We start from the raw sequence: 14,653 nt of genomic DNA, 5'->3' as shown, positions 1-14,653 counted from the left end.
AGCTGCGGGCCCCGCTCGTCGTCCGGTTCGGACCCCTCGGGGTCAGAGCCCTCCGGTGTAGAGAAGCCGGTTGGGCGAACGCGCGCCCAGGAACGACAGGATGTTCATGGTGGACTTGTCGGAGAGCCAGCGGGCGACGGTGTTAGGCGTGGCGCTCGGGTACTTCTGCCTGTAGAGGGCGGCGACACCGGCAACATGTGGGCTGGCCATGGAGGTTCCGCTCATGGCCACCGAACCTCCGCCGAGCCTGGCCGAGACGATGGCCATGCCCGGGGCGTACATCGACACGCACGAGCCGTAGTTGCTGAAGCTCGTCTCCCGGTCCTTGGCGTCAGTGGCCCCGACGGTGACCGCCTGGACCGCGCGCGCCGGAGAGACACTGCAGGCGTCCATCGCGCTGTTCCCGGCCGCGACGACAGGCAGGACCCCCTTGGCAGCGACGGCGTTGACGGCGTTGTCGATCGACGTGGACGCGGGGCCGCCGAGGGAGGCGTTCAGCACCGCGTTCGGCTTGGCATGCTTGGCGACCCAGTCCAAGCCGGCCAGGAACCCGGAGCCGGTGCCGCTGCCCTTGCAGTCGAGAACGCGCACGGCGACGAGGGAGACGGAGCGGGCGACGCCGTAGGTCGCGCCGCCGACCGTGCCCGCCACATGGGTGCCGTGGCCGTTGCAGTCCTTACCGAACCGGCCGTCGACGACGGCGTCGAATCCGATGGTGGCGCGCCCGCCGAACTGACTGTGCTTGGTGTCGATTCCGGTGTCGACGATGTACGCCGTGACCCCCTTGCCGGTGGCCACCGTCTTGAACGCGTTGTCGAGCGGGAGCTTGCGCTGGTCGATCCGGTCCAGTCCCCAGCTCGCGGCCGTGACCGCGAAGCGTGACGCTGCGCGCGGGGCAGCCACGGCCGGCTCGTCCACCGTGACCACGGAGTCCTCCTCGACCGCCGCGACACCGGGTGACAGCAGGACCCTGGTCAGCTGAGCGGGGCTGAGCACGGCGGCAAAGCCGCGCATGACGCGGTCGTACGTGTACAGGGGCTTCACGTCGGACTGCTGCGTGACGGAGGATGTGGAGTACTCCGAGTCGAGGGTGACGATGTACTGACCGGGGACGGCCCGCGCGGAATGTTCCACCACCACGCCGCCGTCACTCGAACCGGCAGCGGCGTGCGTGCCGCTGATCAGCGGTACGAGCAGCAGAAGGGCAGCCGACGCCCAGCGTGTAGGTAAACGCATGCATGACTCCTTGAGTGCCTGGATCGGGCGTGGACAGGAGCGGACGGGACAGGATCCGCGACGCGCCACCATCTGTCCTTCGTCCAGGACCCGCTTCCGCCTTGAGCATGATCAGCCGGACGGCGCAGCTCCTCGCGCAGGCATATGCGGGCATCGGTGTTGCGCCGGAAGGCACGCAGGGTGAGCTCTTCGGCAGAGATCTCGCGGGCCTTCGCCGGAAGCGGCAAGCCGATGCCGGGCGAGTTCGGACCGGGCCCGTTGCGTCTCCCCGTGCGCGGTGAGCTGCTCGCATCGTGGGCGAACCCATGCCGCAACCGTCGCGGATCTCCTTATCAATAGAATCGGGGCTGCTCTTCCCGTCATTAACGCTTCCTCACGGCGTTCGTCAGGTGAATGGATGACCCGACCGGTGCATCAGCCCATCGAGTTCGACCCGGAGGACGGTGCCCGGGGTGCGCTGCCGTCGTGGCCTGCCCGGATTCCCGCCGTGTGGATCGTGGACGCCGTGCGGCACGGTGATCGCGCGGAGCAGCTCGCCCCCGGGATCCTCGACGCCGGAGAACAGCGGCGCGCCGAGAGCTTTGTCGCGTCGGCCGACCGCCGCTGCTACGTCGCGGCCCATGTGGCGCTGCGGATGCTGCTGGGTGCCCGGCTGGGCGTCGAACCCCGCGACGTACGGATGGTCCGCGAGTCGTGCCCGTCCTGCGGTGGTCCGCACGGCCGGCCCGCGACCGACGGCGGGGTGCACTTCTCGCTCTCGCACAGCCGGGACCTGTCGCTGCTGGCGTTCGCCGCCGTGCCGCTGGGCGTCGATGTGGAAGCCGTACCGGGCAGGAAAGCCGCGGCGGAGGTCGGAGCGATGCTGCATCCGGCGGAGTCCCGGGAGCTGGCGGTGCTCCCCGAGGCGGACCGGCCCGTCGCGTTCGCCCGGGCCTGGACGCGCAAGGAGGCGTATCTCAAGGGCGAGGGCATCGGGCTGGCCCGCGATCTCTCCCTCGACCATCTGGGCACCGGGCCCGTGCCGCGGCCGGGCCCGGCGGGCTGGACGGTCGGCGATGTGCTGGTTCCGGCGGGCTATGCGGCTGCGGTGGCCGTCCGCACGGCGGGGCAGCCGTCGGCCGGGGACGGCCACCGGCGAAAATGATCCGGCGGGCAGAGCATGACGACCGACCGATACGGAGGAGTGGGCAGATGCCGCACGAACGAGCGGGGCAGCAGGCGCGGCCGGAGGACCTCACCGATGTGGCACGGCTGGTGACGGCGTATTACACGCTGCACCCCGATCCGGCCGAGCCGGACCAGCGGGTCGCGTTCGGCACCTCCGGCCACCGCGGTTCATCGAAGGCCACCGCATTCAACGAGGACCACATCGCCGCCACCAGCCAGGCCATCAGCGAGTACCGGGCCCGGCAGGGCACGGACGGGCCGCTGTTCCTCGGGGCGGACACCCATGCGCTGTCGGAGCCTGCGCGGGTCACCGCCATCGAGGTGTTCGCCGCCAATGACGTGACGGTGCTGATCGACTCCGCCGACGGCTACACCCCCACCCCGGCGGTGTCGCACGCGATCCTCACCCACAACCGGGGCCGTACGTCGGGTCTCGCCGACGGTGTGGTGGTCACGCCGTCCCACAATCCGCCCGGCGACGGCGGGTTCAAGTACAACCCGCCGAACGGCGGCCCGGCCGGGTCCGAGGCGACCGGCTGGATCCAGGAGCGGGCCAACGAGATCATCGCGGCCGGCATGAAGGACGTGCAGCGGCTGCCGTACGTCCGCGCGCTGGCGGCGCCGACCACCTCGACGTACGACTTCCTCGGCAGCTATGTGGCGGATCTGCCGTCCGTGCTCGACCTCGACGTGATCCGTGCCGCCGGTGTACGGATCGGCGCGGACCCGCTGGGTGGCGCATCGGTCGCGTACTGGGGCCGCATCGCCGAACAGCACCGGCTCGATCTGACCGTCGTCAATCCACTGACCGACCCCACCTGGCGGTTCATGTCCCTGGACTGGGACGGCAGGATCCGGATGGACTGTTCCTCGCCGTACGCGATGGCGTCGCTGATCGAACAGCGCGACCGGTATCAGATCGCCACCGGCAACGACGCGGATGCCGACCGGCACGGCATCGTCACCCCGGACGCCGGGCTGATGAACCCCAACCACTACCTCTCGGTAGCCATCAACTACCTGTTCGCACACCGCGCACAGTGGCCGGCCGCGGCGGGCATCGGCAAGACGCTGGTGTCTTCGGGGATGATCGACCGGGTCGCCGCCGATCTCGGGCGGCAGTTGGTGGAGGTGCCCGTCGGCTTCAAGTGGTTCGTGGACGGTCTGGTCGACGGGTCGTTCGGGTTCGGCGGCGAGGAGTCGGCCGGTGCGTCGTTCCTTCGCCGTGACGGTTCGGTCTGGACGACCGACAAGGACGGCATCATCCTGGCGCTGCTGGCGTCGGAGATCCTCGCGGTGACGGAGAAGTCTCCATCGGAGCAGTACGCGGCGCTCACCGCGCGCTTCGGTGAGCCCGCGTACGCCCGTATCGACGCCCCCGCCGATCGTGAGCAGAAGGCGGTACTCGCCAAGCTCTCGCCGGAGCAGGTCACGGCCGACACGCTGGCCGGCGAACCGGTCACGGCGGTGCTCACCTCGGCTCCGGGCAACGGCGCACCGATCGGCGGGATCAAGGTGACCACGGAGAACGCCTGGTTCGCCGCGCGTCCCTCGGGCACCGAGGACGTCTACAAGATCTATGCCGAGTCGTTCCTGGGCTCCGATCACCTCGGCCGGGTGCAGGACGAGGCCAGGGCGGTCGTCTCGGCGGCCCTGGGCGCCTGAGTCCGGTCAGGAAGCCGCCTCCCGTGACCTCGGCCGTCGCGGGAGGCGGCTCTTCAGTGACGGGAGTACGTGCCGCGGTATCCGGAAGCGTCGGCAGTGACCCACAAGCAGATAAAGGGACCAATAGATAGAATTCGAGCATGGTAGAGCGGCCTGCCGCGCCGACTGCGCCCGAACTTGTGCTCGAAACCGATGCAGGACCCACGGTGATGAGTCCGAGCCGGGATTACCACGTCGGCCGCGACCCCCTGAGCGACATCGTCATCGACGATGTCCGGGTGTCGTGGCACCATGCGGTGCTCCGGCCGGTGGCCGACCACTGGTCCCTGGAGGACGAGAACAGCACGAACGGTACGTACACCGGGGGCAAGCGCATCCATGAGTCGGGTGTGGGCCCCGGCAGCGTCATCCGGTTCGGTCATCCCGCGGACGGGCCGTGCGCCGTTCTGGTCGGCCAGGAACCGCCGGCCCCCGCGCTGCATCCGGCCGACCGGCCGACCGCCGTCTCCATGCCCGCGGCCACCGGCACGTTCCGGCAGCCGACCACCGTGCGCCCACGGCCTGTCCATACCGTGCGCATCGGCCGCAGCCCCGACAACGACCTCGTCGTCGACGACCTGACCGTCTCCCACCGGCACGCCGAACTGCGGGCTCATCCGGACAGCACGTACGAGATCGTCGACCTCGGCTCGCACAACGGCACGTTTCTCAACGGCCAGATGGTCGGCCGCGCCCCGGTCGCCGCCGGTGACATCGTCGGCATCGGTCACTCCGAGTTCTCTCTGGTCGGCGACGTGCTGCAGGAGTTCGTCGACACCGGTGAGGTCTCGCTCGATGTGCAGGACCTGGCGGTCACCGTGGACCGGGGCCGCAAGAGTCTGCTCGACCATGTCTCCTTCCCGGTGGGCGAGAAGTGTCTGCTCGGCGTGGTGGGTCCGAGCGGTTCCGGTAAGTCCACCCTGCTCAACGCACTGACCGGTCTCCGCCCGGCCGACGAGGGCAGCGTCCTCTACGACGGCCGCGACCTCTACCACGACTACGCCGAGCTGCGTCATCGCATCGGGCTCGTCCCGCAGGACGACATCCTGCACTCCCAGCTGACCGTGCGCCGCGCCCTCGGGTACGCCGCCGAGCTCCGTTTCCCGCACGACACCGACCCGTCCGAACGCCGGGCCCGGGTCACCGAAGTGATCCGTGAGCTGGGTCTGGAAAAGCGGACGGAGCAGCCGATCCACAGCCTCTCCGGCGGCCAGCGCAAGCGCGTAAGCGTCGCGCTGGAGCTGCTGACGAAGCCCTCGCTGCTCTTTCTCGACGAGCCGACCTCGGGGCTCGACCCCGGCATGGACCGCTCGGTCATGCATATGCTCCGGGGGCTCGCCGACGACGGACGTACGGTCATCGTCGTCACGCACAGTGTGCTCAGCCTCGATGCCTGCGACCGGCTGCTGGTCCTCGCCCCCGGCGGGAAGATCGCCTACTACGGGCCGCCGGACGACGCGCTCCCCTTCCTCGGGTTCGAGCAGTGGCCCGAGGCGTTCGAGGCGTTCGAGAACGACCGGGACCGGGATTGGTCGGCGGAGTTCCTCTCGTCCCCGTTCCACCGGCAGTACATCGCGAACTCCACCGCGCAGCCCCGGCTGCCGCACGCCGCGGTCGCCCCGGTCGCGCCGCCGCCGAAGACCCGGAGCGGGGGCGCCCAGCTGCGGACGCTCGTCCGCCGGTACGCCGCCGCGCTGAGCGCCGACCGGACCTTCCTGGCCATCATGATCGCGCTGCCGTTCGTGATGGGCGCGATGACCCGGGCGCTGGCCGGCAGCCGGCTGACCCAGGACACGGCGATCAACGCGCTGCTGATCCTCTGTGTGGGCGGCGTGCTGACCGGCGCTGCCAATGCCGTACGGGAACTGGTCAAGGAGCGGGCGATCTATCAACGGGAGCGGGCCGTCGGGCTGTCCAGATCGGCGTATCTGATGTCCAAAGTGGTTGTCCTGGGCACCATTACGGTGCTGCAGGCCGTGGTGCTGACCCTGGTCGGTCTGGTGGGCGTCGATCTGAACGCCCCGGGCGGCAAGGGCGTTCTCCTGCCACCGCTGGCCGAAATCACGCTGGCCGTGGCGATGTTGTCGTTCACGGCGATGATGCTCGGTCTGCTCGTCTCCGCGCTGGTGCGCAAGGAGGAGGTCACCATGCCGCTGCTGGTCCTCCTAGCCATCGTCCAGGTCGTGTTCTGCGGTGCGCTGCTGAAGCTGCACGGGGTGCCCGGGTTGGAGCAGCTGGCGTGGCTGGTGCCCTCCCGGTGGGCGCTCGCGGCGATGGGCGGGACCATCGGGCTCGGCAGGATCGTGCCGGGAAAGGTGAGCTCGGATCCGCTGTTCGAGCACTCCGCGGCGGCGTGGCTGCTGAACATGGGGATGCTGGTGGTGCTGTCGGTCGTCCTCGGACTGGCGGTGGCGCGGCTGCTCCGCCGGCACGAGCCCGTCATCATGCGGAAGTAACGGAGGCGGGAGCCCATGGCGACACCGGAGTTCCGCCCCACACACGTAGTCCCCCCGGACGGGATGTCCGCCTGGGAAGCACCCGACGTGTCCCGGCCGGCCGAGCCGCTCGACCCGCTGCTTCCCGTCCAGCTGCTCGGCCGGCGTGGCGACTGGGGGCAGATCCTCTGTGCGAACGGCTGGTCGGCATGGGTCGACGGCCGACTGCTCGTCTCCGTACCGCACGGCCCGCCGGGACCCGGACAGCCGCTCGCACGCGCCGCGGACCCCCGGCCGCTGATGGCACGGGTCCAGGAGTCACTGACCCAGTACCGGCGCGCCTCGGAGGAGCTGGCCGAGGGACGGATCGACGGGGAGACCTTCCGCCGTCGTACCCAGGGGCTGCGGGTGGGCATGGTGGTCGACGGCGAGGCGGTGTGGCTGTACGACGCCGAGCACGAGCGCTGGGTGTACTGCGACGGGACACGGCTCAGTACCTACGCGGCCCCGGCCGGTCCGGGCCGCCCGGGCACGGCCCCCGCGGACCCCGATACCGACGAGGTCCGCGCACCGGAGCCTGAGCCGACGCAGATCGTCGACCCCGCGCAGGTGGCCGCGTACCGCCCGGCGGATCCCGTCGATGCCGAGCCGACGCAGATCCTGCGGTCCGCCGACGAGCCCGGGGCGGACAGCGCGCATCCGCCCACCCGGACGGGTGACGCATGATGTCCTCCGCCGCCGCACCGGGCCCCCCGCACTCCCCCGACCCGCGGCAGGACACGGCGCTGCCAGTGGGCCGGCCGTCCGATCTGCTCGGCAGACAGATCGCGGGCTACCTGGTGGAGAGTGAGATCGGCCGCGGCGGCATGGCGGTCGTGTACCGCGCCAGGGATCTGCGGCTGGACCGGACGGTCGCGCTCAAGCTGCTGGCCCCCGAACTCGCCCGCAACGACACCTTCAGGAAGCGGTTCACCCATGAGTCGAGGGTGGCCGCCGCGATCGACCATCCGCATATCGTGCCGGTCTTCGAGGCCGGGGAGACCGAGGGCATCCTCTACATCGCGATGCGTTACGTCGCCGGGCAGGACCTGCGCGCGCTCATCGACCGCCGAGGGCCGCTGCAGATCGCGGCAGCGGTCCGGATCGCCGCGCAGGTGGCCTCCGCGCTCGACGCCGCACACGACCACGATCTGGTGCACCGGGACGTCAAACCCGGCAACATCCTGGTTGCCGCGGGCACGGACAGCGACCACCCGGAGCATGTGTACCTCACGGACTTCGGGCTGACGAAGAAGTCGCTGTCGCTGACCGGATTCACCTCGGTGGGCCAGTTCGTCGGCACGCTGGACTATGTGGCGCCCGAGCAGATCTCCGGCCGCCCGGTGGACGGCCGGTGCGATGTCTACAGCCTGGCCTGTGTGGTGTTCGAGACGATGGCCGGAGTTCCGCCGTTTCAGCGGGACGACGACATGGCGCTGTTGTGGGCCCATCAGTTCGATCCGCCGCCGCCGCTGACCGGCCGGCGGCCCGGTCTCCCGCCCGCGATCGACGACGTACTGGCGAAGGCCCTGGCGAAGAGCCCTGACGACCGGTACGACTCCTGTCTGCAGTTCGTGGCCGCGCTGCGCTCGGCGGCGCGGAGCACGGTGCGGGAGGACCATCCCCTGACGCAGGTGGACCGGCGCATCGGTGCATGGGCCACCGGACCCGAACCACCGCCCGCGCCGCCGCAGTGGGCGCTTCCCGTGTTCCCGGGGCTCGTACGGTAGCCGGTGGTCGCGCCCGTCTCAGCTGTCCGCCGGCACTTCCCCGCGCCGCTCGACCCTGGAGGCGAGCAGGCTGCCGAGGAAACCGGTGACCAGGCCCCAGAGGGCGGCTACAGCGAGTGCGGACCACAGCCGAGGACGCAGCGTCACCTCCCCGCCGAGGCCGCCGCCGAGGTCTCCGATGCCGAGCAGCGACAGGCCGTAGTGCGCGGAGACCCTGGCAAGGAGACAGATGGCCAGCACGGTGAGGACGAGCGCCACCGCCATGTGTACGGCATGCTGCCAGGGCCGCATCCCGGCCGGTGAGCGGACCGCCATGAGGAACGCGGCGGCGACGGTCAGGACCGCGGCGGCGACAACCAGCCACCACGCCCGTCCGTCCTGCTCGGCAAGCGTGGCGACATTGACGGTGGAGATGTCCGGCGTACGCAGTACCGAGTCGAGCACCTGCGGCATCGGCAGCCCGAAGGGGCCGTCCACCTTCCCCTCCCAGGACGCGCCGAGCCCCAGCGTGTAGCCGAGCCACACGAGGTTCGGCAACCCCAGGAGGATCACGGCGAACGTCTCGGACGGGTGCCCCCGGACAGCCAGGACGACGAGTGCGACGACCAGACCCACGACGACGTACCCGAGCAGCAGCGCCACCATCGCGTACGCGGCCGGGCGCACCGACTCCTGGAAGCGCACCAGGCGGCCCGGGAGCGGGGCACTGCGCGAGACGACGAGGGCCAGGACGAGGATGCCCGCCAGCCAGATCAGTCCGAGCACCAGGGTGAGGGGGACATCGGTCCGGAACCCGACCTTCGGGGCGACGCCCAGCAGGTCCGCGATGGCCGCGTCCGTCGCGTCCCGCACAGGAATGTCGAAGCTCGCCCTGGCCAGGACCGACAGCCCGATGAGGACCAGCGCCCACAGCACCGCCACCCGGGCGGCCCAGCCTGCCAGTTCGCGCGTGCCCGCGACGGCCCTGTGGCGCAGCGGCCGCAGAAATCCGGCGGCGATCACCAGGGCGCCGGCCAAGGTCACCGACAGCGGAAGCACCGAGAACTCCGCCTGGGTTCTGGCGAGGTCCCCCGCGCTGCCCGAGAGCTCGACGGATCCGCCTGCCGCCATGACGACGACGGCCGCGACGACGCGCACGAAGCCGCTGCCGGGCAGGCCGGTGGCGCCCGCCGCCCAGAGGCCGAGGGCGGCCGCGGCAACCATGACCACCAGCCCGGCAAGCACCACCAGGAGCGCGTCACCCCAGCCGTGCGCGGGGCGCGGCGCACGGCTGCGGTCGCTGGATGCCTGTTGGCTCACGCTGCCACGCTAGGCAGACGCGGGGCGGAGCGCTCCCTGGAAGGGGCCGACAGCGTCAGCTTGCGGGCCGTGCGGTCCGCGCGCACACAATGAGCACATAGGGGATGAAAGGGGGACTGATCCTTACGTGGGGAAGAAGAGGCCGTGAGCAGCCAACCGCCGTCGTCCGACCGCCCGACAGGACCCCCTACCGGCCCGCTCTCGGGCCCCACGCAACCGGCGTCCGTGCCGCCACCGCCCGGCGCCGCGTCCGGCTCCTCCGGCGGGCCGCCCAGCAGCGGCGGACCCGGCCGCCCTTCCGGGCCCGGCGGGCCGAGCGGGTCCGGGGGCGGCCCCGGCCGCCCGTGGTGGCAGTCCGTACCCAAGGTGGCGGCTGTCGCAGCCGTGATCGTCGCCGCGGTGGTACTGGCCGTCGTCTTCACCCGCCCCGACGGCGGTTCGACGGCGCGCGGCGAGATCTTCCTGCAGCCGGCGGGCTCGCCCGGCCAGGACCCGTTCACCGACTCGACGGCGCGCAGCAGCGCCCCGGCGACGCCGGCCACGGCGCCCACGCCGACCAGGACCGGGGCCAACGTCACGCAGGGCGTGGACGGCTCGACCCCCGGCCTGTACGGCGGGACTCGTAAGGTCGCCAGTTGCGACGTGGAGAAGCAGATCGAGGCGCTGACGGCCGAACCGGACAAGAACAATGCCTTCGCCGGGGTCCTGGGGATCGATCCGGCCGACGTCCCCGCCTATCTGCGGGGGCTGACCCCCGTCCAGTTGCGGTTGGACACACGGGTCACCAACCACGGGTTCCGGGACGGCTCCGCCACCAGCTATCAAGCGGTGCTTCAGGCCGGTACGGCCGTGCTCGTGGACGACCGCGGCGTACCGCGGGTGCGCTGCGCGTGCGGCAATCCGCTGCTGGAGCCGGTTCCGTTGAAGGGCAGTCCCGAGGTGAAGGGCGAGCCCTGGCCCGGGTACCGTCCCTCGAACGTCGTGGTGGTGGAGCCCGCGCCGCGCGTGGTGAAGAAGTTCGTCATGTACGACCCGAAGAGCGGCGACTGGTTCGCCCGCGATGCGGGTGACACCGGCGGCAGCGACAAGAAGACGAAGCCGCCGGCCGAGCACACGCCGTCGCCATGCCCGTCGGCCCCCGAGGGGACGTCCGCCGAGCCGTGTCCGCCGGCCTCGGACACAGCGAAGTCCCCGACCCCCGAATCCGTCTCGCCGCAGCCCCCGGCCCCCGGATCTCCGACCCCCGAGTCCCCGTCCACCGAGTCCCCGTCCGCTGAACCGTCCGGGCCGCAGCCCCCGCCTTCCCCGGAGCAGCCTTCCAGCGCGCCGCCCGTCATCGAGTCGCCGGCGTCCCGGTCGGCCCCGGAGCCGCCTCCCGGGCCCGTGATGCCGGAGACCTCCGCGGTGGCCCAGGTCTCCGGGAACGCGTCCCCGGCCGGTTCCTCGTCCGCCTGAGCGGCGCCGGTGACCCGTGGACGTTGCCGTGCCGGGCGCCCGGCACGGCATCCACGCAGCGGCACCGACGTCTGCGCGCACGCGAACGGCCTGCCGGAACGGAGGACCGTCCCGGCAGGCCGCCTTGGATCACGTGCCACTCACACGGAGTTCAGCGGCTGAGCGCTGTCACTTCCCGTAGTACGCGTTGTAGATCGACACGGACGACTTGTTGCCCTTCTTGTCCGTGACATTGGCCTTGTAGGAGATCGACTTCCCCTTGGCCGGGTTCTTCACCGAGATCTTGCCCGACTTGACGGTGACCTTCTTCCAGGTCGTACCGGCGTTGTAACTGACGTATACCGTCAGCGTCTTGAGGTTCTTCCCGGCGGCTGCACCCAGCACCGTCACCGGAACGGACGCAGTCCTGCCCGCGGTGACCTTGCTGTCCAGGGTGACAGTGGGAGAGAAGCGCACCGTGGAGGCCGGCAGCTGTACGACCGAAGAGGTCTTCTTCGACCGGAAGGTCCAGCTGGCGTCGATCCGGGAGGACGCCGACGCCACCTTCGCCGATCGCTTCACGGAGGTCGTGAGCCGGTACTCGGCGTCACCGGAAGTGACCTTGAAGAAGCTCTGCCCGTCCAGCGCGTCCGCGTTCTCGGCGACCTTGGTGCCGTTGCGGTACAGCGACGTCTTCACCGAGGTGTAGGCGGACGAGCCGGCGTGGGTCTTGCCGTCGGCGAAGAGCGGCAGCACACCGATGAGGTCGTTCCCCTCACGGAACAGACCGTACGACTTGTCCATCCTCGGGCCGAACACAGCCGTGTTGAAGGTCTTCCCGTAGCTCTTGCCCGCCGCGAAGGTCTGCGGTGCGCCCAGCGTGTAGAACGCGTCGGTCACCGGGAAGCCGTCGGAGTCGACCCCGCTGTGCTGCTCGAAGTCGAAGCTCCACTTCACCTTGTTCGCAGTCGAGAGATAGAGCGTGCGGGTGGCGGGGAGCTTCTGCTCCGACGAGACAGTGATGTTGGAGAACGATCCGGGCACATAGCCCCACGGGGCGATCCCACCGGTCTTCCCGGCGGCGGAGGCGCCGAGCCCGATCTTCACCTTGGCCAGCTGTCCACCGGTGAACTTCTTGGTGTAGCCGGTCGCTGCCTGCTTCACCGGCCCGCCGAGCACGACGTTGTAGCCGGTCGATGAGCCCTTGGCCCAGATGCCGGACCAGAACTGGGACAGCGAGCCGTCGGTGACCTGCGCGCCCAGATGGGCGGTGCGGAACCCCTTGAACGAGTCGAGCCACCAGCCGAAGCCGTAGCCGCTCTGCTCGGTCTCGATCTGGATGTCCGCCGCAGCGAACTGCGACTTCGCGGCCGCGTCGGGCACGGTGATGTTCACCGGCTTCGTCTTGCGGGCGTCGAGCGTGACGGTGACGTCCTTGGTGACGCTCAGCCTGGGCTGGAAGATCCAGTCGGCGCCCTTGGTGAAGTCCGCCCGGTCCACATAGATGCCAGTGTTGACCGCGTAAGTCCCCTTGGGGATACGGACCTTCACCGTTCCGGTCGGTCCCGTCGGGTCGAGCCACACGTCCGCCACGTCCCCGCCGATACCGACGAGGCTCGTGTCGTAGAGCGCGGCGGACTTCCCCTGCCGGTCGAGGTGCTTGAGCGTCACGGTGTACGACTCGGCCTCGCGCTCGACCGCGGCCGCGGTGCGCACCGTCTGGCCGCCGCCGGTCCCGACGACATAGGCGGAGTAGCTGCCGTCCGCCGTGCCGCCGAGCCTGGTGTCGACGGTCAGCGGTACGTCGGCGGTACCGCCCGCGGGGACGGTGACCTTGTCGGCGCCGAGGGAGAAGAAGCCGGCCGGGGCGAGCTTGCCCTGCGGGCCGGTGGCCGTCACCGCCAGGTCGAGGGTGACGTCCGTCGTACCGAGGTTGCGGTACGTCACCTTCTTGGCGACCGGGGTGTCATCGGTGTGCGGCCACTGCTGCACGCCGAAGCCCACCGAGACCGGATCGGCCACGACACTCTGGCCGATGGCCCGGTCGACGGCGATCCGGCCCGATCCCTGCTCGAACGGCGTGTACGCGCCCGGCTTCGTGGACGCCGTCAGCACGCCCTTCAGCTCGGCGTACTTCCACTCCGGGTGCTCCTGCTTGAGCAGTGCCGCGGCGCCCGCGACATGCGGGGTCGCCATCGACGTACCGGAAATCGTCAGATAGCCCGGCGGGTTCTGCCCGACCTCCTGGTCGATGACGGAACCGGGTGCGGCGGCGGCCGTGATGTCCACACCGGGTGCGGTCACATCGGGCTTGATCGCACCGTCGCCGATACGCGGACCGCGGCTGGAGAACTCGGCCAGCTTGTCGTTGTCGTCGACCGCGCCGACGGTCAGCGCGGCGTCCGCACTGCCCGGCGAGCCGACCGTGCCGGCCCCGCCCTCGCCCTCGTTGCCCGCCGCGATGGCGAACAGGACGCCCTTCTCCGCCGACAGCTTGTTCACTTCGGCTTCGAGCGGGTCGATCTCGGGGCCGTCGGGGCCGCCCAGGCTCAGGTTGACGATGTCGGCGCCCTGCTCGGCCGCCCACTCCATGCCGGCCAGGATGCCGGAGTCGTCACCGTAGCCGTTGTCGTCGAGCACCTTGCCGTTCAGGAGCTTGGCGTCCGGAGCCACGCCCTTGAACTTCCCGTCCGACTTCGCGCCCGTACCTGCCGCGATGGACGCGACATGGGTGCCGTGCCCGAAACGGTCGACCGCGTCGGCCGACGCGGAGAAGTTCTTCTCTGCGACGATCTGGCCCTGGAGGTCGGGGTGGGTGGCGTCCACACCGGTGTCCAGGACTGCGATCTTGACGCCCTTGCCCGTGTAACCGGCCTGCCACGCGGCCGGCGCACCGATCTGCGGCACGCTCTTGTCGAGACTCGCCCGGCGCACCCCGTCCAGCCAGACCCGGTCGACACCGGAGGCCGTGGTGCGTTCGGCGCTGCCCGCGCGCTTGCTGGTGAGCGCCTGCCAGAGGTCCTTGGCGTCGCTCTTCGGGGTGGTCAGCGCGTCGGCGTTCAGCGATTTCAAGGTCCGGCGGACCTTCGTACCGCCCGCTTCGCGGACTTCGGCCCTTGCGGCGGCGGCCTGCCCGCCCCGGTATCCGACGATCAGTTTGAGGCCCGCCTTCTGCGCCTTGCGGTTCACCGCACGGTTCAGCTCGGTGACGTCGAAGAGCCGCTTGTCGAGCTTGCCGTCGTCGATCAGCCGCTGGGCGTCCACCGGAACGAGGAGCGTGTGCCCGTCGCGTATGCGCGTGGCCACGGGTATGTGCTCGCGCCCCTTGGCGGGCTCGAACGTCACGACACGGCCCTTGGCATCCACGGAGACGCGGTCACCGGTGATGAGTGTGATGTGGTGCGGGGCCACGAACTGTGCGCCCCTGGCCCTCGTCTGCGTGCGATCCACTGTCGCCGCGGCCGGGGTGGTCAGCCCCGCCGCGAGCGCCACGGCGGCTGCCGCGGCAAGGGTGGATACGCATGCGCTCTTCACATGTCTGTGCAAGTCTCCCCCTGGAGATCAAGTGGTTCCTCAGGAACCGCCAGTTCCGCGGGGTAACGCACATGT

Annotated in this window: 9 protein-coding genes; 6 read left to right on the top strand and 3 right to left on the bottom strand. The window is 70.5% G+C overall.

Translation table 11 applies throughout. From position 1 onward, the window contains the following. Positions 1-42: 42 nt before the first annotated feature. Positions 43-1,236, bottom strand: a complete 1,194-nt coding sequence (locus ABZV38_RS25060) for a S8 family peptidase (protein ID WP_356330410.1) — start codon at positions 1,234-1,236, stop codon at positions 43-45. A 397-nt stretch (positions 1,237-1,633) separates the two neighbouring features. Between ABZV38_RS25060 and ABZV38_RS25055 the strand changes: the two genes are divergently transcribed. The 5 genes from ABZV38_RS25055 (at position 1,634) to ABZV38_RS25035 (ending at position 8,311) form a co-directional block, all read left to right on the top strand. Further along, positions 1,634-2,380: a 4'-phosphopantetheinyl transferase superfamily protein gene (locus tag ABZV38_RS25055; RefSeq protein WP_356330408.1), complete on the top strand. Its 747-nt coding sequence runs from the start codon at positions 1,634-1,636 to the stop codon at positions 2,378-2,380. 47 nt (positions 2,381-2,427) lie between these two features. Continuing rightward, positions 2,428-4,068, top strand: a complete 1,641-nt coding sequence (gene pgm / locus ABZV38_RS25050; RefSeq protein WP_356330407.1) for a phosphoglucomutase (alpha-D-glucose-1,6-bisphosphate-dependent) — start codon at positions 2,428-2,430, stop codon at positions 4,066-4,068. Between the two features lie 140 nt (positions 4,069-4,208). Continuing rightward, positions 4,209-6,563, top strand: a complete 2,355-nt coding sequence (locus ABZV38_RS25045) for an FHA domain-containing protein (protein ID WP_356330405.1) — start codon at positions 4,209-4,211, stop codon at positions 6,561-6,563. A gap of 15 nt (positions 6,564-6,578) precedes the next feature. Then, on the top strand, positions 6,579-7,268 hold the full coding sequence (locus ABZV38_RS25040; RefSeq protein ID WP_356330403.1) for a hypothetical protein: 690 nt from the start codon (positions 6,579-6,581) through the stop codon (positions 7,266-7,268). After that, a complete protein-coding gene (locus tag ABZV38_RS25035) occupies positions 7,268-8,311 on the top strand; it encodes a serine/threonine-protein kinase (protein ID WP_356330421.1) in 1,044 nt (347 codons plus the stop codon). The genes ABZV38_RS25040 and ABZV38_RS25035 overlap by 1 nt, the downstream gene beginning before the upstream one ends. Positions 8,312-8,329: 18 nt before the next feature. Here ABZV38_RS25035 and ABZV38_RS25030 read toward each other — a convergent pair whose 3' ends face one another. After that, positions 8,330-9,610 carry a streptophobe family protein gene (locus ABZV38_RS25030; RefSeq protein WP_356330402.1) on the bottom strand — a complete coding sequence of 427 codons (1,281 nt, stop codon included), beginning with the start codon at positions 9,608-9,610 and terminating at the stop codon, positions 8,330-8,332. A 144-nt stretch (positions 9,611-9,754) separates the two neighbouring features. Here ABZV38_RS25030 and ABZV38_RS25025 point away from each other — a divergent pair, with 144 nt between their 5' ends. Then, the gene (locus ABZV38_RS25025) at positions 9,755-11,065 is read left to right on the top strand and encodes a DUF6777 domain-containing protein (protein ID WP_356330400.1); all 1,311 of its coding nucleotides are present in this window, start codon (positions 9,755-9,757) and stop codon (positions 11,063-11,065) included. A gap of 168 nt (positions 11,066-11,233) precedes the next feature. On the opposite strand, the gene ABZV38_RS25020 is transcribed toward ABZV38_RS25025, so the two are convergent. After that, positions 11,234-14,590 carry a S8 family serine peptidase gene (locus ABZV38_RS25020; RefSeq protein WP_356330398.1) on the bottom strand — a complete coding sequence of 1,119 codons (3,357 nt, stop codon included), beginning with the start codon at positions 14,588-14,590 and terminating at the stop codon, positions 11,234-11,236. Positions 14,591-14,653 lie beyond the last annotated feature (63 nt).

It is taken from the genome of Streptomyces sp. NPDC005181, assembly GCF_040608395.1.
In the GTDB taxonomy this organism is placed as follows: Bacteria; Actinomycetota; Actinomycetes; order Streptomycetales; family Streptomycetaceae; genus Streptomyces.
Note: the sequence above shows the minus strand (reverse complement) of the source record. Positions and strands in the feature narration are given on the sequence as shown.